The organism is Micromonospora tarensis (genome assembly GCF_016803395.1).
Lineage (GTDB): Bacteria > Actinomycetota > Actinomycetes > Mycobacteriales > Micromonosporaceae > Micromonospora > Micromonospora tarensis.
Window position 1 is genome coordinate 1 of the sequence record NZ_JAEVHL010000097.1, and the last position, 21,839, is coordinate 21,839.

Annotated in this window: 21 protein-coding genes and 2 pseudogenes; 14 read left to right on the forward strand and 9 right to left on the reverse strand. The window is 72.3% G+C overall.

Translation table 11 applies throughout. The features are described from left to right. The 4 genes and pseudogenes from JM949_RS37335 to JM949_RS19005 form a co-directional block, all read left to right on the forward strand. Positions 1 to 699, forward strand: a pseudogene (locus JM949_RS37335) (ATPase); the annotation flags it as partial. Further along, on the forward strand, positions 696 to 1,103 hold the full coding sequence (locus JM949_RS18995; RefSeq protein WP_030329975.1) for a roadblock/LC7 domain-containing protein: 408 nt from the start codon (positions 696 to 698) through the stop codon (positions 1,101 to 1,103). The pseudogene JM949_RS37335 and the gene JM949_RS18995, both read left to right, overlap by 4 nt. An 89-nt stretch (positions 1,104 to 1,192) precedes the next feature. Next, positions 1,193 to 1,558, forward strand: coding sequence for a DUF742 domain-containing protein (locus tag JM949_RS19000; RefSeq protein WP_203149762.1), 366 nt, complete (start codon positions 1,193 to 1,195; stop codon positions 1,556 to 1,558). After that, on the forward strand, positions 1,539 to 2,162 hold the full coding sequence (locus tag JM949_RS19005; protein WP_203149763.1) for a GTP-binding protein: 624 nt from the start codon (positions 1,539 to 1,541) through the stop codon (positions 2,160 to 2,162). The genes JM949_RS19000 and JM949_RS19005 overlap by 20 nt, the downstream gene beginning before the upstream one ends. Positions 2,163 to 2,206: 44 nt before the next feature. On the opposite strand, the pseudogene JM949_RS19010 reads toward JM949_RS19005, so the two are convergent. From JM949_RS19010 to JM949_RS19040, 7 genes and pseudogenes are all read right to left on the reverse strand, one after another. After that, positions 2,207 to 3,293 (reverse strand): annotated as a pseudogene (locus tag JM949_RS19010) (uroporphyrinogen-III synthase). Next, positions 3,293 to 3,640, reverse strand: a complete 348-nt coding sequence (gene nirD, locus JM949_RS19015) for a nitrite reductase small subunit NirD (protein WP_203149764.1) — start codon at positions 3,638 to 3,640, stop codon at positions 3,293 to 3,295. The pseudogene JM949_RS19010 and the gene nirD overlap by 1 nt, the downstream one beginning before the upstream one ends. Beyond that, on the reverse strand, positions 3,637 to 6,135 hold the full coding sequence (gene nirB / locus JM949_RS19020) for a nitrite reductase large subunit NirB (RefSeq protein ID WP_203149765.1): 2,499 nt from the start codon (positions 6,133 to 6,135) through the stop codon (positions 3,637 to 3,639). The genes nirD and nirB overlap by 4 nt, the downstream gene beginning before the upstream one ends. After that, a complete protein-coding gene (locus JM949_RS19025; RefSeq protein WP_203149766.1) occupies positions 6,132 to 7,571 on the reverse strand; it encodes an FAD-dependent oxidoreductase in 1,440 nt (479 codons plus the stop codon). Before JM949_RS19025 ends, nirB begins: the two co-directional genes overlap by 4 nt. Next, positions 7,568 to 9,712 (reverse strand): molybdopterin oxidoreductase family protein, encoded by a 2,145-nt coding sequence (locus tag JM949_RS19030; RefSeq protein ID WP_203149767.1) that lies wholly within the window; start codon positions 9,710 to 9,712, stop codon positions 7,568 to 7,570. Before JM949_RS19030 ends, JM949_RS19025 begins: the two co-directional genes overlap by 4 nt. A gap of 135 nt (positions 9,713 to 9,847) precedes the next feature. Then, positions 9,848 to 10,123 carry a hypothetical protein gene (locus JM949_RS19035; protein WP_203149768.1) on the reverse strand — a complete coding sequence of 92 codons (276 nt, stop codon included), beginning with the start codon at positions 10,121 to 10,123 and terminating at the stop codon, positions 9,848 to 9,850. Beyond that, entirely contained in the window at positions 10,120 to 10,425 is a 306-nt protein-coding gene (locus JM949_RS19040; protein ID WP_203149769.1) for a hypothetical protein, read from the reverse strand. The genes JM949_RS19035 and JM949_RS19040 overlap by 4 nt, the downstream gene beginning before the upstream one ends. Positions 10,426 to 10,683: 258 nt before the next feature. Here JM949_RS19040 and JM949_RS19045 point away from each other — a divergent pair, with 258 nt between their 5' ends. The 9 genes from JM949_RS19045 (at position 10,684) to glmM (ending at position 17,333) form a co-directional block, all read left to right on the forward strand. Beyond that, positions 10,684 to 11,451, forward strand: a complete 768-nt coding sequence (locus JM949_RS19045) for a helix-turn-helix domain-containing protein (RefSeq protein ID WP_203149770.1) — start codon at positions 10,684 to 10,686, stop codon at positions 11,449 to 11,451. Then, on the forward strand, positions 11,448 to 11,642 hold the full coding sequence (locus JM949_RS19050; protein ID WP_203149778.1) for a DUF397 domain-containing protein: 195 nt from the start codon (positions 11,448 to 11,450) through the stop codon (positions 11,640 to 11,642). Before JM949_RS19045 ends, JM949_RS19050 begins: the two co-directional genes overlap by 4 nt. A 219-nt stretch (positions 11,643 to 11,861) precedes the next feature. Continuing rightward, the gene (locus JM949_RS19055) at positions 11,862 to 12,557 is read left to right on the forward strand and encodes a class I SAM-dependent methyltransferase (RefSeq protein ID WP_203149771.1); all 696 of its coding nucleotides are present in this window, start codon (positions 11,862 to 11,864) and stop codon (positions 12,555 to 12,557) included. A 90-nt stretch (positions 12,558 to 12,647) separates the two neighbouring features. Then, on the forward strand, positions 12,648 to 12,905 hold the full coding sequence (locus tag JM949_RS19060; protein ID WP_203149772.1) for a DUF6364 family protein: 258 nt from the start codon (positions 12,648 to 12,650) through the stop codon (positions 12,903 to 12,905). Continuing rightward, positions 12,895 to 13,188, forward strand: coding sequence for a hypothetical protein (locus JM949_RS19065; RefSeq protein ID WP_112626220.1), 294 nt, complete (start codon positions 12,895 to 12,897; stop codon positions 13,186 to 13,188). Before JM949_RS19060 ends, JM949_RS19065 begins: the two co-directional genes overlap by 11 nt. A gap of 140 nt (positions 13,189 to 13,328) precedes the next feature. Then, positions 13,329 to 14,711 carry an MFS transporter gene (locus JM949_RS19070; protein WP_203149773.1) on the forward strand — a complete coding sequence of 461 codons (1,383 nt, stop codon included), beginning with the start codon at positions 13,329 to 13,331 and terminating at the stop codon, positions 14,709 to 14,711. A gap of 209 nt (positions 14,712 to 14,920) precedes the next feature. After that, on the forward strand, positions 14,921 to 15,364 hold the full coding sequence (gene rplM / locus JM949_RS19075; RefSeq protein ID WP_007465158.1) for a 50S ribosomal protein L13: 444 nt from the start codon (positions 14,921 to 14,923) through the stop codon (positions 15,362 to 15,364). Positions 15,365 to 15,384: 20 nt separating this feature from the next. After that, positions 15,385 to 15,861, forward strand: coding sequence for a 30S ribosomal protein S9 (rpsI, locus tag JM949_RS19080; protein WP_203149774.1), 477 nt, complete (start codon positions 15,385 to 15,387; stop codon positions 15,859 to 15,861). Between the two features lie 116 nt (positions 15,862 to 15,977). Then, positions 15,978 to 17,333, forward strand: a complete 1,356-nt coding sequence (gene glmM, locus JM949_RS19085) for a phosphoglucosamine mutase (protein ID WP_203149775.1) — start codon at positions 15,978 to 15,980, stop codon at positions 17,331 to 17,333. A gap of 110 nt (positions 17,334 to 17,443) precedes the next feature. On the opposite strand, the gene JM949_RS19090 is transcribed toward glmM, so the two are convergent. Then, positions 17,444 to 18,640, reverse strand: a complete 1,197-nt coding sequence (locus JM949_RS19090; protein WP_203149776.1) for a pyridoxal phosphate-dependent aminotransferase — start codon at positions 18,638 to 18,640, stop codon at positions 17,444 to 17,446. Positions 18,641 to 19,083: 443 nt separating this feature from the next. On the opposite strand from JM949_RS19090, the gene glmS reads away from it, so the two are divergent. After that, positions 19,084 to 20,997, forward strand: coding sequence for a glutamine--fructose-6-phosphate transaminase (isomerizing) (glmS, locus tag JM949_RS19095; protein WP_203149777.1), 1,914 nt, complete (start codon positions 19,084 to 19,086; stop codon positions 20,995 to 20,997). A gap of 3 nt (positions 20,998 to 21,000) precedes the next feature. Here the strand turns inward: glmS and JM949_RS19100 are convergent. Continuing rightward, on the reverse strand, positions 21,001 to 21,839 hold an 839-nt coding region (locus tag JM949_RS19100), incomplete at its 5' end, for an alpha/beta hydrolase (protein WP_238433460.1).

Here is a 21,839-nt window from a genome sequence, read left to right on the forward strand (position 1 = left end):
CGGCCGCACCGCCGGCCGCGCCGGTCAGCACCCGCCCCGACTTCCCCGCCGAAGCGCCGATCTTCCGGGAGATGGAGGCGGTCTGGTTCCGGTCGCACGGCGACGACGCCACCGCGATCTTCACCCGGCCCAACTTCGACGAGCCGCCGGCGCCCACCACCGCCACCACCGCCACCTCGGCCGACACGGGCCTCCGAGCGGGCAGCGCCGGCCAGCAGGGTGCCGGGTCCGTGCCGGCCCCGGCACCGGCCCGACCGCCGCTGCCGACCCGTACCCCGGGCTCCACCACGACGGCGGCAGCACGCCGGCATCGGGATTCCCGGTGCCGCGCGCGCCGACGGGCTTGGCGTGCCGTCCTCGGCGCCGCCGTCGTACACTCCACCCCCGGCTGACCGGACCGCTCCGGCCGCTCCCGCCGCGGACCCGGACGCCTGGCGGACGGCGGCGGACGAGGGTTGGTCCCGGGCCAGCCGGGCGGCCGAGCCCGCCCCGGCCGGGACGACCCGGTCCGGGTTGCCCAAGCGGGTGCCGCAGGCGCAGCTCGTGCCCGGCGGCATCGAACCGAAGAGTGGCCGGGACCGCAGCCGGCGGACCCCGGATGAAGTACGTGGTCTGCTGTCCGCCTACCACCGTGGTGTACAGCGCGGTCGGACGGCCGGATCGGACCTGAACAGCACCTCGACCAAGGAGAGCCGATGAACAGGCCAGCTGCCATGCAGGACATGGGTTGGCTGCTCACCAACTTCGCCGACAGCGTGGCGGGCATCGCCCACGTGGTGGCGGTGTCCGCCGACGGGCTGCTGCTCGCGTCCTCCCGGGATCTCCCGGCGGACCGGGCCGACCAGCTCGCCGCGATCACCTCCGGTGTGGTGAGCCTGACCGAGGGCGCGGCCCGGATGTTCAGCGCCGGCGGGGTGTTGCAGACAGTCATCGAGATGGACAGCGGGTACCTCTTCCTGATGTCGATCAGCGACGGCTCGTCGATGGCCGTGCTGGCCGCGCGCAGCTGCGACGTGGGTCAGGTGGGTTACGAGATGGCACTGCTGGTCGAACGGGTGGGTGCCGCGCTGGTGCCGCTGCCGCGCGACGCGGTGCGCTCTTAACACCGGAAGGCGGCGCTCCGACCGAGCGCCGGACCAGGGACGGGAGACGGCACCGACCGGCTCCACAGGGGACGAGGAGGTGATCGGGGATGGACCAGCGACGCGTTGACCCGCGCGGCGCGCTCGTGCGCCCGTACGCGGTCACCCGTGGCCGTACCGAGCCCCGCCAGGACATCGCCCTCGAGGCCGTCCTCACCGCCTCTCCCACCCAGGTCGCCGAGTCCCGCTTCGCCGGGCACGACAAGCACCGCATCGCCACGGTCTGTGAGGGCCGCGCACAGTCGCTGGCGGAGATCGCCGCGTACACCCGGATGCCGCTGGGCGTCGCCCGGGTGTTGGTCGCCGACATGGTGACCGAGAGCCTGCTGACGTTACACACTGCTGCTCCCGCCGAGGGGTTCGAGGAGCGGATGGAACTGCTTGGAAGGGTGCTAAGTGGACTTCGCAGGCTATGACCCCGCTGGGGGGCGGCCAGGCCGGGGAATCGTCTCCGCGAAGATCGTCGTCGCGGGCGGCTTCGGCGTTGGCAAGACGACACTGGTCGGGGCGATCTCCGAGATCACACCGCTGACCACCGAGGCGTTGATGACCGCGGCGGGCGTCGGCATCGACGACCCGTCGAAGGTGCCGGGCAAGGAGACCACCACGGTCGCCATGGACTTCGGCCGCATCACGATGGCCCAGGACCTGATCCTGTACCTCTTCGGTACCCCCGGTCAGACCCGGTTCTGGTTCATGTGGGACGAGATCATCCGGGGGGCGGTGGGTGCCGCCGTGCTGGTGGACACCCGCCGGATCACCGACGCGTTCGCCCCGCTGGACTACTTCGAGAACCGCAACCTGCCGTACGTGGTGGCGCTGAACCGGTTCGACGGCGCTCCGCAGTACGAGGCGGAGGAGGTCCGTGAGGCGTTGGCCATCTCGTCGCAGGTGCCGCTGGTGATGACCGACGCCCGACACCGGGACTCGGTCAAGCAGGTGCTGGTGACGGTGGTCGAGCACGCCATGCTCCGGCTCCAGTCCGAGCACGGGCGGGGTTTCCCCACGCCGGTTGGCTGAACCCTCGGGTCACGGCCGGCGGACCACAGCCGGCCGTGACGCGTTCAGTCGACCCGGAGCCGGTAGCCGCGCTTCACCACGGTCTGCACCACCCGGGGCGCGCGCAACCCGGCCCGTAGCCGGCGACGGCCATCTCCACGGCGTGCTCGTCCGCGCCCCGGGGCAGCGTCCGCAGCAGCGCCGTGCGGGACAGCACCCGGCCGGGAGTCTGGGCCAGGGCCCGCAGCACCGCCATCGGGGCTGGGGCGAGTGGCCGCAGCTCGCCGTCGATCACCGCGGCGTGCCCGCGCAACGTGAGCAGGTGCCCACCGGCCTTGAAGGTCACGGTACGGCGGGGCAGCTCGTCGACGATGGTCCGCACCAGCGCGCCCAACCGGGCCCGACCCGGGGCGCTCACCGGCACCCCGCGTCGCAGCAGCGGCTCGGCGGTCACCGCGCCGACACAGCTGGCCAGGACGTCGCCGCGCAACGCGGACAGCACCGCGTCGGTGCGATCCCCGGCGGCCCGCAACAGCGCCTCGGCCGCCGCGCCGAGGTGAACGTCACCGCGTCCACCAGCCGGCCGGCGATCAGGTCGATCAACCGATGCAGCGGTGCCGGGTCGGTCGGCGGCGCCCAGCGGTAGACCGGCACCTCGATGACAGTGGCACCCGCCGCCTCCAGCGCGAGGGTGCAGTCGGGTTGCCGCTCACCGTGCAGCTGCATGGCGATCACCTGCCCGGCCACGCCACGTCGACGCAGGTGGTCGACCACCTCGTCGCAGCTCTCCGAGGCCGGCGACCACTGGTCGTGCAGCCCGGCCGCCCGGATCGCGCCGCGCGCCTTCGGGCCGCGGGCCACCACGTACGAGCTGGCCAGCACCGAGCGCAGCGGCTCGGCCAACCCCCAGCCCTCGGCCGCCTCCAGCCACCCGCGCATACCGATGCCGGTGTTGGCCATCAGGATGTCCGGCGGCTGGTCGAGGCAGGCGCGGGTCGCCTCGCGCAGCTCGGTGTCGTCGGAGAGCGGCACGATCCGCAACGCCGGGGCGAGCACCACCCGGGCGCCCCGGCGTTCGAGCAGCGCGGCCAACTCGTCGCGCCGCCGGTCGGCGGTCACCCCGACGGTGAAGCCCGCCAGTTCTTCGCGCATCAACCCTCCTGTCGCAGCCGCACCTCGACCAGCCCGTTACGGCAACGCGCGTCGTGCCGGGCCACGGCGACCCCGGGCAGGTCGAGGCAGTCCCCGCTGCGCAGGTCGTAGACCTGCTTGTGCAGCGGCGAGGCGAGCGTGGGCACTCCACCACGGCTGCCGACGATCCCTCGGGACAGCACGTACGCCCCGGAGACCGGGTCGCGGTTGTCGATCGCGAACAGCCCGTCGGCCGTCCAGAAGAGGGCGACCTGCACCCCGTCGACCAGGGCGGCGACGCCCCGGTCCGGGTCCAGGTGGTCGAGGGTGCAGACGGTCGTCCAGCTCCGCGTCATGGTCGGGTTCATCGTCGTACCTCCGGTAGGCCAAGGGTGATCGGTTGGGTGCCGCCCGCCGGCATCGGCTGGCCGCGTTCCCGGACGAAGGTGATCGACGGGTCGGGCACCTCGGGGGCGTTCACGAAGGAGGTGTAGCGGCGCAGCCGGTCCGGGTCGTCCAGCACGTCGCGCCACTCGTCGGAGTACGACGACACGTGTCGGGCCATCGCCGCGTCGAGGTCGGCGCAGAGCCCGAGCGAGTCGTCGACGATCACCGAGCGCAGGTGGTCCAGGCCACCCTCCATCGCCTCGATCCAGCCGGCCGTGCGTTGCAGCCGGTCCGCGGTGCGGATGTAGTAGATGAGAAACCTGTCGATCAGCGTGACCAGCGCCTCGGTGGACAGATCAGTGGCGAACAGGTCGGCGTGCCGGGGCCGGAAGCCACCGTTGCCACCGACGTAGAGGTTCCAGCCGGTCTCGGTGGCGATGATGCCGAAATCCTTGCTGCGCGCCTCGGCGCACTCGCGGGCACAGCCGGACACCGCCGACTTGAGCTTGTGTGGGGCGCGCAGCCCCCGGTAGCGCAACTCCAGCGCCACCGCCAGGCCCACCGAGTCCTGTACGCCGTAGCGGCACCAGGTCTCGCCCACACAGGACTTCACCGTCCGCAGTGCCTTGCCGTACGCGTGACCGGACTCGAAGCCGGCGTCCACCAGCCGCCGCCAGATCTGCGGCAACTGCTCGACCCGTGCCCCGAACAGGTCGATCCGCTGCCCACCGGTGATCTTCGTGTAGAGCTGGAAGTCCCGGGCCACCTCACCGATCACGATCAGCTTCTCCGGGGTGATCTCACCGCCCGGTATCCGGGGCACCACCGAGTAGCTGCCGTCGCGTTGCAGGTTGGCCAGGAAGTGGTCGTTGGTGTCCTGCAACGACGCCTGCTCGCCGTCGAGCACGTGCCCGGCGCCCAGCGAGGCGAGGATCGACGCGACCACCGGCTTGCAGATGTCGCAGCCGCGCCCCCGACCGTGCTCCGCGACCAGCCGGGAAAAGGTGTGGATGCCACGCACCTGGACGATCTCGAACAGCTCCCGCCGGCTCAGGTCGAAGTGCTCGCAGAGGGCGCTGGACTGCGCCACCCCGGCGGCGTCCAGGAGCTGCTTGAGCATCGGCACGCACGAGCCGCAGCTGGTGCCGGCCCGGGTGCACGATTTCAACCCCGCCACGTCCGCGCAGCCGTCGGCGATGGCGGCGTCCACGTCGCCCCGGGTCACCGCGTTGCAGGAGCAGACCTGGGCGGTGGCGGGCAACGCGCCGGCGTCCGCGCCGCCGCCGTCGGGGGCGAGCAGCGCCAGCGGCGCGGCCGGCAGCGGACCACCCACACTGGCGCGCAACGTCGGGTACGCGCTGGCGTCGCCCACCAGCACCCCGCCGAGCAGGGTGCGCGCGTCGTCGGAGAGGACCAGCTTCGCGTAGACCCGGGTGGCCGGGTCGGTGAACGTGACGTCCAGGCAGCCCTCGGTAGTGCCGTGGGCGTCGCCGAACGAGGCCACGTCGACGCCGAGCAGCTTGAGCTTGGTGGCGGTGTCCGCGCCCGGGAAGGTCGCCGCACCGCCGACCAGCCGGTCGGCCACCACCTCGGCCGTCGCGTACCCCGGCGCGACCAGACCGTGGCAGGTGCCGTCCACCGCGGCGCACTCACCGATGGCCCAGATCCGCTCGTCGGCGGTGCGACAGGTCGCGTCGACCAGGACCCCACCGCGCGGGCCGAGCGGCAGACCGGCGTCCCGGGCCAGCTGGTCCCGGGGCCGAATGCCGGCGGCCACCACGACCAGGTCGGCGTCGATGGCGGTGCCGTCGGAGAGTTCCAGGGCCGCGACGCCGCCGTCCGGCCCCGACCGGATCGCTGTGGTCGCCACCCCGAGATGGGTCCGTACGCCCAAGTCGTCGACGTAGCGGCGCAGCATCGCACCGCCGGCCTGGTCCACCTGGACCGGCATCAACCGGGGCGCGAACTCGACCACGTCGGTGCTCAGGCCCAGCAGCCGCAGGGCGTTCGCGGCCTCCAGACCGAGCAGCCCGCCGCCGATCACCGCGCCGACCCGCCGGCCCCCGGCGTACGCCCGGATCGCCGCCAGGTCGTCCAGGGTCCGGTAGACGAAGACCCCGGGCAGCTCGGTGCCGGGCACCGGCGGCACGAACGGGTACGACCCGGTGGCGAGCACCAGCGCGTCGTACTGGTACTCGCCGACGGCGGTGCTCACCACCCGCCGTTCCCGGTCGACGGCGATCGCCGGCTCACCGAGCCGCAGCCGCACCCCCTCGTGCGGTGTGTGCAGGTTGAGCTCGTCCGCGCTCACCCCGTCGAAGTAAGCCGAGAGCCGCACCCGGTCGTACGCTGGGCGGTCCTCCTCGGCCAGCACTGTCACCCGCCAGCCGCCCTCCGGGTCCCGGGCGCGCAGCGCGTCCACGAAACGCTGCCCGACCATGCCGTTGCCGATGACGACCAGTTCGCCGCCGCTCATCGCGTCACCTCCACCGATTCCGCCTGGCTCAGCCAGTCGACGATGCCGCTCACCGCGTCCCGGCAGCCGCCGCATCCGGTGCCGGCCCGGGTCGCGGCCACCACCGCGTCGACCGTCCGGGCGCCGGAGCGCCAGCAGCTGACCAGTGCGCCCTTGCTCACCGTGTTGCACTGGCAGACAGTGGCCGCGTCCGGCATCAGTGCCGGTGACGCGGCCGGGGTCGTCCCGACCGTGCCGAGTGCCCGGCCGAGCAGTAACGCCCGCCGGTCGGCGGGCACCGGGTGGCCACGGTCGAAAAGTTGGATCACCGTGCCGACGGCCGGGTTGTCGCCGAGCAGGATCGCGCCGACCAGCCGCTCGTCCCGGATCCGCAGCCGCGCGTACGTGCCCCGGGCCGGGTCGGCGAAGGTCAGCTCCTCGCCCGGCCCGCCGCTGCCCGGGTCGCCCATCGCGGCCAGGTCGATCCCGGCGGCCTTCAGCCGGGTCACCGCCGGGCGGGGCCGGTAGCGGGCCAGCGGGTCCGTGCCGGTCAGCACGTCGGCGAGCACCCGGGCCTGGGCCCAGGCGGGTGCGACCAGCCCGGTGAGCACGCCGTCGTGCTCGGCGCAGTCACCGATCGCCGAGATGGTCCGGTCGTCGGTGCGGAGCCGGTCGTCCACCACCACGCCGCGCCGCACGGTCAGCCCGGCGGCCCGGGCGAGGGCGGTGTCCGGGCGTACCCCGCAGGAGAGCACCAGCAGGTCGGCGCGGAGCGTTCGGCCGTCGGCCAGGTCGAGGCGGACACCTGTGGCATCCGCTGCCACGCCGGTTGCCGGCACGGCCAGCTCGACTGTGACGCCGAGCCCCGCGAGCGTGCCGGCGAGCACCGCACCGGCGGCCGGGTCGAGCTGCCGTTCCATCAGGTGCTCCCGGGGGTGGACCACAGTGGTCGCCAGGCCCCGGGCGGCCAGCCCGCGCGCGGCCTCCAGGCCGAGCAGCCCACCGCCGAGCACCAACACGCTGCGGGCGCCGTCCGCCACGGCGAGGATCCGCCGGCAGTCGTCCAGGGTCCGGAACGGGATCACCCGCTCCGGCAGGTCCGCCGGGTCGAGGCCGGGCAGCGGCGGCACCACCGCGCGGGCACCGGTGGCCAGCACCAGGTGGTCGTAGGGGATGCGTTCGCCGTCGTCGGTGTGCACCTCCCGGGCGGACCTGTCGATCGCGGTCACCGGCACCCCACCGCGCAGGTCGATGCCGTGCCCGGCGGCCTCGGTCAGCTCCACGTCCGGCTCGTCGATCCGCCCGGCCAGCAGGGTGGAGAGCAGGATCCGGTTGTACGCCCGGTGCGGCTCCGCCCCGAGCACGGTGACCTTTCGGTCGCCCTCCCGGGCGTGCAGCTCACCGGCGAGTCGGGCACCGGCCATGCCGTTGCCGACGATCACCACCCGGGCGGTCATGCCTTCTCCACCCGGACCGCGCAGATCTTGAATTCCGGCATCCCGGAGATCGGGTCCACCGCGTCGTTGGTCACCGAGTTGGCCCGTCCCGCCCCGGCGTAGTGAAACGGGGCGAACACGGTGTCCGGCCGGATCCCGGCGCTGAGCCGGGCCGGGGCGCACAGCTCACCCCGGCGCGAGGTGACCCGCACCGGGTCGCCGTCGTCGACGCCCAGCCGGGCGGCCAGGTCGGGGTGCAGCTCGACGAACGCCTCCGGGGCGGCGCGCCGCAGCGCCGGCACCCGGCGGGTCTGGGTGCCGGACTGGTACTGCGCCAGCACCCGGCCGGTGGTGAAGTGCAGCGGGTAGGTGGCGCAGACCTCCTCGGCGGCCGGCCGGTGGTCGACGGGGTGGAACCGGGCCCGGCCGTCGGGGGTGGCGAACCGGTCGGCGAAGAGTCGTGGCGTGTCCGGCCCGTCCCCGCTCGGGCAGGGCCAGTAGACGCCGTCGGCGGCGTCGATCCGCTCCCAGCTGATGCCGGCGTAGTCGGCGGCCCCACCGGCGGAGGCGCGGCGCAGCTCGGCGAAGACGGCAGCCGGGTCGGTGGGAAAACGCGCCGCCGCGACGGCCTCCGGCCGCGCGCCGGGTGCCTCGGTGGCTGCCAGCCGGGCCGCCAGGTCGGCGATGATGGCGAGGTCGGTCCGGACGCCCGGTGGGGGCGGCCGTAGCGCACGCCGACGCAGTACCCGACCTTCCAGGTTGGTCATGGTGCCGTCCTCCTCGGCCCACTGCGCGGTGGGCAGCACCACGTCCGCCAGCGCGGCCGTCTCGGAGAGCAGGAGGTCGGCGACGACCAGCAGGTCGAGGTCGCGCAGCCGACCCTCGATCCGGGCCGCGCGGGGCGCCGAGACCACCGGGTTGGAGCCGAACACCAGCAGCGCCCGTGGGCCGTCGGGGGTGCCGAGCGAGTCGAGCAGTTGGTAGGCCGGCACTCCCGGGCCCGGCAGCTCGTCGGCGGGCACGCCCCAGACCCCCGCCACGTGCGCGCGGGCCGCCGGGTCGTCGATCCGCCGGTAGCCGGGGAGCTGGTCGGCCTTCTGCCCGTGCTCCCGGCCGCCCTGGCCGTTGCCCTGGCCGGTGAGGCAGCCGTAGCCCGACCCGGCCCGGCCGGGCAGCCCCAGCGCGAGGGCGAGATTGACGTACGCGGTGACCGTGTCCACGCCCTTGGCGTGCTGTTCGGCGCCGCGCGCGGTCAGGATGATCACTCGACCGCCGGTGCCCAACGCGCGGGCGGTCGCCTCCAGGTCGGCCACCGGCACCCCGGAGAGCTGTTCCGCCCGCGCCGGCCACCAGGCGGCGACGCCGCGGCGGACCGCCTCGAATCCGGTGGTGCGCTCGGCCACGTACGCCCGGTCGACCCAACCCTCGGTGAGGGCGATGTGCAGCAGTGCGTTGGCGACCGCGAGGTCGGTGCCGGGCAGCGGTTGCAGGTGCAGGTCGGCCTGGCGGGCGGTGGCGGTGACCCGGGGGTCCACGACGATCAGTCGGCCGCCGGCCCGCCGCTGCTCGGTGAGCCAGCGCACCAGCGGCGGCATGGTCTCGGCCGGGTTGGCCCCGACCAGCAGCAGGGTGTCGGCCCGGCCCAGGTCGGCGAGGGGGAATGGCAGCCCCCGGTCGATACCGAAGGCGCGCATGCCGGCGGCTGCCGCCGAGGACATGCAGAACCGTCCGTTGTAGTCGATGTGCCTGGTGCGCAGCCCGATCCGGGCGAACTTGCCCAACGCGTACGCCTTCTCGTTTGTCAGCCCGCCGCCGCCGAAGACGGCGACCGCGTCCCGGCCGGCGTCGCGCTGGACGGCGCGGATGCCGGCCACCACCCGGTCGAGGGCGGCGTCCCAGCTCGCCGGGCGCAGCTCGCCGGTTGCCGGGTCGCGCACCAGCGGGGTGGTCAGCCGCTCCGGGTGGTCCAGCAGCTCGGCGGCGGTCCAGCCCTTCTGACACAGCCCGCCCCGGTTGGTGGGGAACTGGCGCGGGTGGACCGTCACCACGCCGTCGTCCTCGCGCAGTGTCATGCCGCACTGCAGGGCGCAGTACGGGCAGTGCGTCGCCACGTCCCGGGGCGTCCGCCCCGGCCGAGTTGCCGACCGTGCACCGTCTGTCATGTCGGGAAAGCGTGCCGTCGAGCGGTTTCCGGTCCGGGTCCCTTCTGTTTCGGTCCTGTCAAGTGGGGCTCACACCGCACGGGGGTTCGGCGCTGAACGGATGGTCGACATCGGTCGCCTCGCACGGACGCCCGATCACCCCGAGTCGGCGCGGCGCGGTCGGCGGGTCAGGGACAGCCAGCCCAGGAACCGGGCGTGCAGTGCGCGCAGGTCAGGGCGGAGGCCCAGGGAGTACAGGTCGTCGACCGCGTCCTGCATGTTCGCCGCCAGATAGAACGCCAGGGCGATCGGGTGACCGTAGAACTCGGTAGCGAGATGCAGTTGTGCCGGCGCGCAGGGCCAGGGAGCGGCGCAGTTACGGCAGAGCCATGCCGGGCGCATCGGAAGGTGCGGGCGGGGACGACTGGTCATCCGACCCGCACCGGACCTCGTTTGACGCAAGCCGCCGGGGTGGGCGTGTCCACCCAGATCAGGCCCGCTGTCATCACGAACAGGGACCGGCGCGCGACCGCGTCGCCGCTCGCGCCCAGCTCGTAACCGTCGATCCACAGCCACCCGTCGTACGTCGGCCAGTCGAGTACGCGAATCACCCGGACGAAGATCGGGCGGATGAACTGCACACTCGCCGCGCGGGTCAGGTGGAGAAGGTCACCCGCGAGCGGAGTTCGCTTTGGCTTGGGTTCCGTCGTCCGATCGGCTGGCCGCTCCGGCACGGTGCTCCCCCTGGTCGTCGCTTCGGGATCGCCGCCGTGCGCTCGCCAGCGGAGATCTTGGACAGTTTCCGTTAGCAGCTAACGGAAACTGTCCAAGATCTCAGTTGGGCGGGGGCGACTCCGGGTGCGAAGGCATCCGCCCGGTTCTGATCCCTACCGGCTGTGCTGTCTGCCGGATACATTGCCGAGAGCGAAGGGATCAGTACACGACGTAGTTCTATTCCCCGGGACGTTCGGGATGTTCATCTTGGAGGCAGGATGAATCATGCACTTCAAGCGGCCATGGCCGAAGCTGGCGAGACAGCCGAAAGCCTGGCAGCTCAGACGGGGGTAGATCCGAAGACGGCAGCGCGGTGGATAAGCCCGGGACGTGTGCCGCAACCCCGTCGGCGCGCGAAGCTGGCCGCGATCCTTGGAAGGGACGTTGCGGACCTTTGGCCGGATGTCCTCAAGCGGCGCGAGCCGCAATGGCTGCGTGAGTGGGTGGACTGGGAGCGCGAGGCCGTCGCGATTCGGTGGTTCGAGCACACCTGGGTGCCCGGCCTCTTGCAGACCGAGGCTTACGCGCGGGCGACATTGACCGGTGAAGCGCTCACGGCGAGCGAGGTTGCCGATGCGGTCGCCTCCCGCATCGATCGGCAGGCGATTCTCCGCCGTGAGCGTCCACCCCTGCTGGTCGCCGTCGTGCACGAGCTGGTCCTGTACCAGTCGGCGTACGGTGACCGCGCGCTGATGCGTGAGCAGGTCGCTCACCTCGCCGAATGCGCGGTGCTGCCGGCCGTGCAGGTGCTCGTAGTGCCGCAGGACGTCGGGATGTATCCGGGCCTTGGCGGGGGATTCATTGTGGCCGAACTGCCCGACGGCGAGCAGGTCGCGCATAGTGACAGCCAGGCGCGGGCGCAGATCGTCAATGGAGCTGCGGACGTTGCTACGCTAAATCGCAGATGGGAACGCATCAGGAGCGAAGCTCTTTCCCGTCAACAGTCCCTCGACCTGATCAGGAAAGCAGCGGGATCATGGACATGACCGGTGCGCAGTGGCGTAAGAGCACGAAGAGCGGAAACAACGGCGGCTCGTGTGTCGAGGTCGCTGACAATCTTCCCGGCGTTGTCCTCGTCCGCGACACCAAGGACCGCGACGGCGGCACGCTGACCTTCGGGCCGGCGGCCTGGGCCGGCTTCGTCGAGCTGGCGAAGGCGATCGGCCCCGTCGGCTAGGCAGCGCAGCACGTAAGGCCCGCGGCACCCTGGACTCCAGGGAGTCGGGGCCTTTTGCGTGTCCGGGGTCGGTGATCGACTCGGCTTCCTTGAAACCGGGCCATCCCGCACGCCCGGAAGCCCCGACTTCAAGGAACACGAGTGGATCACGCAGTAACTCGCGCTCGTCCCGTGGTGCTTATAATGTGGGAAAATAGTCCCAATATCTAGGAGGCGGCGATGGGCGTGGTGGACGTCTTCGACGCGGTGGCCGGCACCTACGACGAGGCCCGTCGACGGCTCGTGCCCTGCTTCGACTCCTTCTACGGCACGGCCGTCCAGGTGGCCGCGCCGCCGCTGCGCGCCGCGCTCGCGGCCGGTCGTACCCCTGAGGTGTTGGACCTGGGCGCGGGCACCGGGCTGCTGTCGCTGTTGCTCGCCGCCACGGTGCCCGGGGTCCGGTTGACACTGGTGGACGCCGCGCCGGCGATGCTCGCCCGCGCCGCCGACCAGCTGCGCGCCCGGTCCGTGCCGCACCGGACGGTCCGGGCCGACCTGGTCGACCCGCTCCCGCCCGGCCGGTACGACGCGGTGGTCAGCGCGCTGGCGATCCACCACCTGGACGACGACGGCAAGCGGGCGCTCTACCGGCGGGCCGCCGGGGCGCTGGTGCCGGGCGGCGTGTTCGTGAACGCCGAGCAGGTGGCCGGCCCCAACCCGGCCCTGGACCGGCGCTACGACGAGGTGTGGACGGCGCGGATCACCGAGCTGGGCTCGCCGCCGGAGGAGATCGCCGCGGCCCGGGAGCGGATGCGCCACGACCGCCCGTCGAGCGTCGCCGACCAGTGCCGGTGGCTCACCGAGGTCGGTCTGGCCGACGTCGACTGCTTCTTCAAGGAGTGGCGGTTCGCGGTGTTCGGCGGCCACGCCCGCTGAGAGCGGGTGGAATGTACCTTTCGACGGCGGGGAACGAGTCGGTGCACGCGGGGATGACTGGTGGTCACACCGCTGGGTAATCTGCTCGGCATGACTGCCAAGGTGACTCTGTCGTTCACCGACGAGACGATCGAGGAGGCGCGGCGGTTCGCCAAGCGCGAGGGGTTGTCGCTCTCCGCGTGGATGGACCAGGCCGCCCGGGAGAAGGCGCTGCGCGAGGTCTTCACCGCGCACGCCGCCGCCGTGGGCCGCGCCGGCCTTGATCTGGAGTCCGCGGCCCTCGCCGACGCCCGCGAGGTGGGCATGGTCAACGACCTGTTCTCCGGCGGACGGCCGCGTGCTGCGTAGGGGTGAGATCTGGCGCATCGAGGGCGCCCGGGAACGCCTCGGCCTGGTAATCAGCTCGGACGTCTACAACTCCACCGACGTACCTATCGTGATCGTGGTCGAGGTGGTCGAGGAGTCCCTGCTGCGGGACTCGCCGCTCGCCGTGTCGATGGGCCGGTACGTGGTCATGCCCGACCGGATCTCCTCGCCCATGAAGAAGTGGTTCACCAGTTGCGTGGACGTCGCCGACACCGACACGATGCTGCGGGTCGGCCGCGCGCTGCGCATCCTCCAGCAGCTCTGAGCACTGACCGGGCGGCCCGTTCACCATCGCCCCCGGCCGGTGGTGCGGGCCCCGTATCCGCCCCGACCCATTCCGGGCACTGCGCGGTAACCGGGCGTTCCTAGCGTTCCTCCTCGTCACACCGACGAGGAGGAGCCGCCGTGAGCACGCTCACCAGCACCGCAGTCACCGCCGAGCCGCCCGCCGTCACCGGTGGCCGGCAGCCGCTGCACGACTGGCGCCCGGAGGACCCCGACTTCTGGCGGACCACTGGTGCGCCGATCGCCCGGCGCAACCTCTGGGTCTCCATCTTCGCCGAGCACGTCGGCTTCTCGGTGTGGAGCCTCTGGTCGGTGACCGTGCTCTTCCTCGGCCCCGGGTACGGCATCGACCCGGCCGGGAAGTTCCTGCTCACCGCCGTGCCGGCCGCGTTGGGCGCGGTGCTGCGGCTGCCGTACACGCTGGCGGTGGCCCGGTTCGGCGGACGACGCTGGACGATCATCAGCGCACTCCTGCTGCTGGTGCCCACGGTGCCGATGACGGTGCTGCTGGAACCCGGGGTGTCGTACTCCACCCTGATGGTGCTGGCCTGCCTGACCGGGGTCGGCGGCGGCAACTTCGCCTCCTCGATGGCGAACATCAACCTGTTCTACCCACAGCGACTCAAGGGCCGGGCGCTCGGGCTCAACGCCGGCGGCGGCAACCTGGGCGTACCCGCCGTGCAGTTGGTCGGCCTGGCGGTCCTCGCGACCGCGGGTGCCGCGTACCCCCGGTTGGTGCCGGCGGTCTACCTGCCGCTGATCGTGTTGGCCGCGCTGGCGGCGGCCCGCTGGTTGGACACCGTGCCCGGGGCGCGCAACGAGCCGGGCGCGCTGCGGGAGGCGGCCCGCGACCCACACACCTGGGCGATGTCGCTGCTCTACATCGGCACCTTCGGCTCGTTCATCGGCTTCGGTTTCGCCTTCGGTCAGGTGCTCCAGCTCCAGTTCGCCGAGCGGTTCCCGACCCCGGTCGACGCGGCCTGGTTGACCTTCCTCGGTCCGCTGATCGGCTCGCTGATCCGGCCGGTGGGCGGGCACCTCGCCGACCGGTTGGGTGGGGCCCGGGTGACCTTCTGGAACTTCGTGGCGATGGCGGCCGGCGCGGGCACCGTGCTCTACGCGGCCCGCGAGCGCTCGTTCGGGCTCTACCTGGCCGGGTTTCTGGCCCTCTTCGTCTTCTCCGGCGTCGGCAACGGCTCCACCTACAAGATGATTCCGGCGATCTTCCGGGCCCGGGCGGCGGACGCGGTGGCCACCGGGCAGCGCGATCCGGAGGCCGCCGCGCGGTGGGCCCGACGGATGACCGGCGCGTTGATCGGCATCGCGGGTGCGATCGGCGCCTCCGGTGGGGTGCTTGTCAACATCTCGTTCCGCCAGTCGTTCCTCAGCTCGGGCAACGCCGACGCCGCCTACCTGGCCTTCATCGGCTGGTACGCGTTGTGCTTCGCGGTCACCTGGGCGGTCTACCGTCGGCCGAGGGCCGGCCGGCTCACCGGCGTGTGAGCTACGCCACGCTCGGCGGGTCGCTGCGCGGGACCCCACCCCCGTTTTGACCTGCGGACACCGCGCCCGGTATCGTTGCCTGCTGTTGTACGACATCCAGAGGCGTGCCCCATCAGGTACGCTTGGTCGTTCGTGCGCGCTGGTCCGGCCTGCAAGATCTGGTCACCTCGGCGCGCGACCCCAGACCGACGACGAGACAAGGTAGACCTGTGCGTACGTACAGCCCGAAGCCGGGTGAGATCGAGCGTCAGTGGCACGTCATCGACGCCTCTGATGTCGTGCTGGGCCGCCTGGCCACCCACGCCGCCACGTTGCTGCGTGGTAAGCACAAGCCGACCTTCGCGCCGCACGTCGACACGGGCGACTTCGTCGTCATCGTGAACGCGGGCAAGGTTGCGCTGACCGGCAACAAGCGCCAGACCAAGGTCGCTTACCGCCACTCCGGTTACCCGGGTGGTCTGAAGCAGGTCGGCTACGACGAGCTGCTGACCAAGCGTCCCGAGCGGGCCATCGAGCTGGCCGTGAAGGGGATGCTCCCGCACAACAAGCTCGGCCGTCAGCTGATCAAGAAGCTGAAGGTCTACGCCGGTGCCGAGCACCCGCACCTCGCGCAGCAGCCGGTGCCGTTCGAGATCAAGCAGATCGCGCAGTGAGCGCGGGCGAAGGAAGCAGCATGACCGACATCACCACCGAGACCGAGGTCGCCCCGGAAGCCCCCGAGGCCACCGAGGCGCCGGCGCCCGTCGCCCGCGCGCCTCGTGGTGACCGGCCGATCCAGACCGTGGGCCGCCGCAAGGAGGCCATCGTCCGGGTCCGTATCGTTCCGGGCACCGGCAAGATCACCTGCAACGGCCAGGACCTCGAGGCCTACTTCCCGAGCAAGGTGCACCAGCAGCTCATCAAGGACCCGCTGGTGACCGCCGAGAAGCTCGAGGCGTTCGACGTCATCGCCAACCTGCGGGGCGGCGGCACCACCGGCCAGGCCGGTGCGCTGCGGCTCGCCATCGCCCGGGCGCTGATCGTCAGCGAGCCGGACGACCGTCCGGCCCTCAAGAAGGCCGGCTTCCTCACCCGGGACGCCCGGGTCAAGGAGAGCAAGAAGTACGGCCTCAAGAAGGCCCGTAAGGCTCCTCAGTACTCGAAGCGCTGATCTTTCCCAGCGCGTTGTACTTCTGACGGACGGCCGGTCCGCCTCCCCGCCACGGGGAGGTGGGTCGGCGTTCCGCTTTCTCCACCCAGGCAGTGCTCATTCGGAGGTTGGCGGGTATGGGTCGGTTGTTCGGCACGGACGGCGTACGCGGGCGGGCGAACGCGGATCTCACCCCGGAGTTGGCGTTGGCGCTCGCGGTTGCCGCCGCGCACACCCTGGCCGAGACGGACCGCAGCCATCCGCCGCTCGCCGTCGTCGGCCGGGACACCCGGGCCAGCGGCGAGATGCTCGAAGCCGCCGTCGTCGCCGGTCTGACCAGCGCCGGCGCCAACGTGGTGCGGGTCGGCGTGCTGCCCACTCCCGCGGTGGCGTTCCTCACCGCCGAAGCCAAGGCCGACCTGGGTGTGATGCTGTCCGCGTCGCACAACCCGATGCCGGACAACGGCATCAAGCTCTTCGCCGCCGGCGGCCACAAGCTGCCCGACGAGATCGAGATGCAGATCGAGGCGGCTGTCGAGACGAACGCCACCACCGCCTGGGACCGGCCGATCGGTGCCGGCGTCGGCCGCGTGCACGACCTGCTCGACGGTGCCGACCACTACGTCCAGCACCTGGTGGGCACCGTTCCGCACCGGCTCGACGGGATCAAGGTCGTGGTCGACTGCGCCAACGGCGCCGCCGCCGAGGTCGCCCCCGTCGCCTACCGGGAGGCTGGCGCCGAGGTCATCGCGATCCACGCGGATCCCGACGGGCTGAACATCAACGACGACTGCGGCTCCAACCACATCGAGGCGCTGCGCGCCGCCGTGGTCGAGCACGGCGCCCACCTGGGCATCGCCCACGACGGCGACGCCGACCGTTGCCTGGCGGTCACCGCCGACGGCGACGAGGTCGACGGCGACCAGGTGATGGCGATCCTCGCGCTGGCCATGCGGGACGCCGGCACGCTCACCCAGGACACCCTGGTGGCCACCGTGATGAGCAACCTCGGGCTGCGGCTGGCGATGTCCGCCCAGGGCATCCGGCTGGTGGAGACCAAGGTCGGCGACCGGTACGTGCTGGAGGAGCTGCGCGCCTCCGGCTTGGCGCTCGGCGGTGAGCAGAGCGGCCACATCGTCATGCCCGCGCACGCCACCACCGGCGACGGGGTGCTCACCGGCCTGCACCTGATGGCCCGGATGGCGGCCACCGGTCAGACCCTGGCCGAGCTGGCCTCGGTGGTCACCAAGCTGCCTCAGGTGCTGATCAACGTGCCGGTCGGCGACCGTACCGTCGGTGCCGCCGCGCCGGCCGTCCGCACGGAGGTCGAGCAGGCCGAAGCGGAGCTGGGCGAGACCGGTCGGGTGCTGCTGCGCCCGTCGGGCACCGAGCCGTTGGTTCGGGTGATGGTGGAGGCGGCCACCGAGGCGACCGCCCGCACCGTCGCCGAGCGGATCGCCGAGCAGGTCCGCACCGCCAGCCCCACTGCCTGACAGTTTCCGCGCCCTGGTCGCCGGCCCAGTCGCCGCAACGGTTCGTGGCGGCTCGGTCGGCCGACCCGGACGGCTCCCGCCGATGCGGTCGCTCACGCCGACGAGGTCGCTCAGGCCGACGAGGCCAACCCGCGCAGCCGGTTGACCGCCTCGGCCAGCACTTCGGGGCGCTTGCAGAAGGCGAAGCGGACCAACCGCCGGCCCGCGTCGGTGTCGTCGTAGAACACCTGTGTCGGCACGGCCACCACACTGCAGCGCTCCGGCAACGAGCGGCAGAACTCCACCCCGTCCCGGCCGCCGAGGGCGGTGATGTCGGCGGTGACGAAGTACGTCCCCTCCGAGTCGAGCACCTCGAACCCGGCATCGGTGAGACCACCGACGAGCTGGTCACGCCGCTGTTGGAGACCATCCCGGAAGCCGGTGTAGTAGGCGTCCGGCAGGGCCAACGCCACGGCCACCGCCGGTTGCAGCGGCGCGGCGTTGACGTAGGTGAGGAACTGCTTCACCCGGAGCACCGCCGAGACCAGTGCCGCTGGGCCGCTCGCCCAGCCGACCTTCCACCCCGTGCAGGCGAACGTCTTGCCAGCCGACGAGACGCGCAGCGTCCGCTCCCGCATTCCCGGCAGAGCCGCCAGTGGCAGGTGCCGGCTCGCCGCGTCGGTGAAGACCAGGTGCTCGTACACCTCGTCGGTGACCGCGTACGCGCCGAACTCCTGGCACAGCTCGGCGACCAGGGCCAACTCGGCCGGGCTGAAGACCTTGCCGGTCGGGTTGTGTGGTGAGTTGAGCAGCACCAGCCGAGTGCGCGGGCCGAACGCCGCGCGCAGCGCCGCCGGGTCGAAGGCGTACCGGCCGTCGGCCGTGGGGCGCAGGGTCACCGGCCGGCGGACCGCGCCGGCCAGCGCGATCGAGGCGGCGTACGAGTCGTAGTACGGCTCGAAGCAGACCACCTCGTCGCCCGGTTCGCAGAGGGCGAGAATGCTCGCCGCGACCGCCTCGGTGGCCCCGGCGGTGATCACGATCTCGCCGTCCGGGTCGTACTCCAGGTCGTAGAACCGCCGCTGGTGGGCGGCTACCGCCGCGCGCAGGGCGGGAATCCCCGGGCCGGGCGGGTACTGGTTCTGCCCGCCGCGCAGCGCCTCCGCGGCAGCGGCCAGCATCTCCGGTGGGCCGTCGGTGTCGGGGAAGCCCTGGCCGAGGTTGACCGCGCCGGTGCGAACGGCGAGGGCGGACATCTCAGCGAAGATCGTCGTGCCGAACGGCCGCATCCGGGCCACCAGCGGGTCGATATCGGTGCTCGTCGTCACCCGCGCCAGCCTACGGCCACCCGCCGCCCGAACCTAAGCCCCACCGGACGCGCATGATCGACTCGACATCGCTGAAAGCGGGGTATCAACCGCGCTGCGAAAGCGCGATTTCAATGAACCCGTGTCGATCAAGCGCCGACGCGCCGCCAGCTGACGGGTCCGGTGGGGGAGAGGGGGACGGATCGGGCGGAGGCGCGTCGGACATGGCTGCTCCGGGCGGGAGTGGGTATGGGACGAACGAGCAGAGGACGGGCGCGCCGAACCCGCGGAGAGATTGTCGTACCCGAAGGCGTGCCGCAACCCCGGCGTCCCGGGCGGACCAGGAGTGGGCCGCGAAGCTCGTCCCGGTTGCGACCCCTCAGCCACCGATCGCTCAGATCCCGTGATTGATAACCCGACTTTCGAGCACCCATCGTGAGTGAAACTGGGTTAGGCTGCGGGCCATGTGTGGAATCGTGGGATACGCGGGCGCGCGCCCCGCTCTCGGCATCGTCCTCGACGGGCTGCGGCGGCTGGAATACCGCGGCTACGACTCGGCGGGTGTCGCCATCGTCTGCGACGACCAGCTCCTGACCGAGAAGAAGGCCGGCAAGCTCGCCAACCTGGAGAAGGTGCTCTCCGAGCGGGCTGCCGACGACCCGACCTCCTGCGCGGCCAGCCCGATCGGCATCGGTGACGGCACCACGGGCATCGGGCACACCCGGTGGGCCACCCACGGCGGCCCGACCGACCGCAACGCCCACCCGCACGTCGCCCCCGACGGCCGGGTCGCGGTGATCCACAACGGCATCATCGAAAACTTCGCCAAGCTCCGCGCCGAGCTGGAGGCCGACGGCGTCCAGTTCGCCAGCGACACCGACACCGAGTGCGCCGCGCACCTGCTCGCCGCCGCGCTGGCCGACCTGCGCGCCGCCGGCCAGCCGGACGGCCCGCAGCTGCTCGCCGCCGGCATGCGGGTGGTCTGCCAGCGGCTGGAGGGCGCCTTCACCCTGCTCGCGGTGGACGCCGCCGTGCCCGGAGCGGTCGTCGGCGCCCGGCGCAACTCGCCACTTGTGGTCGGCCGGGGCGACGGGGAAAACTACCTGGCCAGCGACGTCGCCGCGTTCATCGAGCACACCCGGGAAGCGGTCGAGCTGGGCCAGGACCAGATCGTGCTGATCACCGGCGACAGCATCGAGATCACCGACTTCGAGGGCCAGCCCGCCGCCGGCAAGGACTTCCACATCGACTGGGACTCCTCGGCCGCCGAGAAGGGCGGCTACGACTGGTTCATGCTCAAGGAAATCGAGGAGCAGCCGCAGGCCATCGCCGACACGCTGCTCGGCCGGCTCACCGAGAGCGGTGAGATCGCCCTCGACGAGGTCCGCCTCAGCGACCAGGACCTGCGCGACGTCGACAAGATCTTCATCGTGGCCTGCGGCACGGCCTACCACGCCGGCATGGTGGCCAAGTACGCCATCGAGCACTGGACCCGGATCCCCTGCGAGGTGGAGCTGGCCAGCGAGTTCCGCTACCGCGACCCGGTGCTCGACCGGTCCACGCTGATCGTGGTGATCTCGCAGTCCGGCGAGACGATGGACACCCTGATGGCGCTGCGCCACGCCAAGGAGCAGAAGGCCCGGGTGTTGGCGATCTGCAACACCAACGGCTCGACCATCCCCCGTGAGTCGGACGCCGTGCTCTACACCCACGGCGGGCCGGAGATCGCCGTCGCCTCCACCAAGGCGTTCCTGACCCAGGTCGTCGCCTGCTACCTGATCGGTCTGCACCTGGCCCAGGTGCGCGGGATCAAGTTCGCCGACGAGGTGGGCGCGGTGGTCGCGCAGTTGCAGGAGATCCCGGGCAAGCTGCGTGAGCTGCTCGACCGGATCGAGCCCGTCCGCGAGCTGGCCCGGGACCTGAAGTCCGAGCCGACAGTGCTGTTCATCGGCCGGCACGTCGGCTACCCGGTGGCCCTGGAGGGCGCGCTGAAGCTCAAGGAGCTGGCGTACATGCACGCCGAGGGCTTCGCGGCCGGTGAGCTGAAGCACGGCCCGATCGCCCTGATCGACAAGGGCACCCCGGTGATCTGCGTGGTGCCCTCGCCGGTCGGTCGGGGCATGCTGCACGACAAGGTCGTCTCCAACATCCAGGAGGTCCGGGCGCGCGGCGCGCGGACCATCGTCATCGCCGAGGAGGGCGACGAGGCCGTCGTCCGGTACGCCGACCACCTGATCTACGTGCCGAGGACGCCGACGCTGCTGGCCCCGCTCGTCACCACTGTGCCGTTGCAGGTGCTCGCCGCCGAGATCGCCGCGGCCCGGGGGCACGACGTGGACCAGCCCCGCAACCTGGCCAAGTCGGTCACCGTCGAGTAACCCTCAGCGGCCCAGCACGACCCGGGCCATCCCGTCCAGCGCGGGATTGCCCGGGTCCCAGTAACCGGTGTGCCCACCTCGGCCACTGCCGAAGACCCGGCCGCCGAATCCGGGATCCGACGGGTCGTGACCGAACCACAGCTCGTGCCCGGTCCGACCGGGCCAGCCCAGCACGGCGGCCAGCGGAGCCGCGCCCGACAGCGCCCGTCGGCCCAGCTCGTCCGCCGGGCGGGCGGCGCGGATCACGTCGTCGGGGGCGCTGCTCGCCCACACCTCCGCAGGTGGCACGCCCAGCTCGGCGGCGCGCGACACGCCGACACCTGGCGAACCGACGAAGACCAGCGCGTCGGCCGCCAGCCCGTGCTCCCGGGCCGCCACACCCACCACCAGCGACCCGTAGCTGTGCCCCAACACGGTCTGCCGGGCCGGCGGCCCCTCGTGGCTGGCTCGTAACCCCTCCTGGAAGCGGTGCAACGCCGGGCCGGCGTCGCGGGCCTGGTCGGCCGAGGCGGCCTCGGTCAGGAAATCCGGAGCGTCGTAGTCCACCCAGAGCACCGCCGCGCTGCGCTCGGCCGGGGCGAGCGCGGCGCACCGGTCCAGCACCCGTGCCGCCCGGCCCAGCTCGCCGGGAGCGTCGTCCAGGCCGGCGGTCATCCCCGGCACGTAGGTCAGCACCCGGTCGGCGTGGTCGGGGTCGCCGAGCGTCACCACCGCCCGGCCCTCGCCGGAAGGATCCAACCCGAGCAGGTACGCCCGGGGCGACCCGCCGGCCGCCAGTCGCCCGGCCAGCGCGTCCAGACCGGCCAACCGCCCGGCCAGGCCGCGCAGCCGGATCGTGGTGA

What these genes read in the sequence shown, in the direction of transcription:
- nirB (WP_203149765.1), bottom strand. Translation starts at nt 6,135, where the DNA reads ATGAGCGGCGGCGAACTGGTCGTCATCGGCAACGGCATGGTCGGGCAG.
- glmS (WP_203149777.1), top strand. Translation starts at nt 19,084, where the DNA reads ATGTGTGGAATCGTGGGATACGCGGGCGCGCGCCCCGCTCTCGGCATC.
- JM949_RS19045 (WP_203149770.1), top strand. Translation starts at nt 10,684, where the DNA reads ATGAATCATGCACTTCAAGCGGCCATGGCCGAAGCTGGCGAGACAGCC.
- glmM (WP_203149775.1), top strand. Translation starts at nt 15,978, where the DNA reads ATGGGTCGGTTGTTCGGCACGGACGGCGTACGCGGGCGGGCGAACGCG.
- JM949_RS19000 (WP_203149762.1), top strand. Translation starts at nt 1,193, where the DNA reads ATGGACCAGCGACGCGTTGACCCGCGCGGCGCGCTCGTGCGCCCGTAC.
- JM949_RS18995 (WP_030329975.1), top strand. Translation starts at nt 696, where the DNA reads ATGAACAGGCCAGCTGCCATGCAGGACATGGGTTGGCTGCTCACCAAC.
- JM949_RS19060 (WP_203149772.1), top strand. Translation starts at nt 12,648, where the DNA reads ATGACTGCCAAGGTGACTCTGTCGTTCACCGACGAGACGATCGAGGAG.
- rpsI (WP_203149774.1), top strand. Translation starts at nt 15,385, where the DNA reads ATGACCGACATCACCACCGAGACCGAGGTCGCCCCGGAAGCCCCCGAG.
- JM949_RS19025 (WP_203149766.1), bottom strand. Translation starts at nt 7,571, where the DNA reads ATGACCGCCCGGGTGGTGATCGTCGGCAACGGCATGGCCGGTGCCCGA.
- JM949_RS19035 (WP_203149768.1), bottom strand. Translation starts at nt 10,123, where the DNA reads ATGACCAGTCGTCCCCGCCCGCACCTTCCGATGCGCCCGGCATGGCTC.
- JM949_RS19055 (WP_203149771.1), top strand. Translation starts at nt 11,862, where the DNA reads ATGGGCGTGGTGGACGTCTTCGACGCGGTGGCCGGCACCTACGACGAG.
- JM949_RS19050 (WP_203149778.1), top strand. Translation starts at nt 11,448, where the DNA reads ATGACCGGTGCGCAGTGGCGTAAGAGCACGAAGAGCGGAAACAACGGC.
- JM949_RS19030 (WP_203149767.1), bottom strand. Translation starts at nt 9,712, where the DNA reads ATGACAGACGGTGCACGGTCGGCAACTCGGCCGGGGCGGACGCCCCGG.
- nirD (WP_203149764.1), bottom strand. Translation starts at nt 3,640, where the DNA reads ATGAACCCGACCATGACGCGGAGCTGGACGACCGTCTGCACCCTCGAC.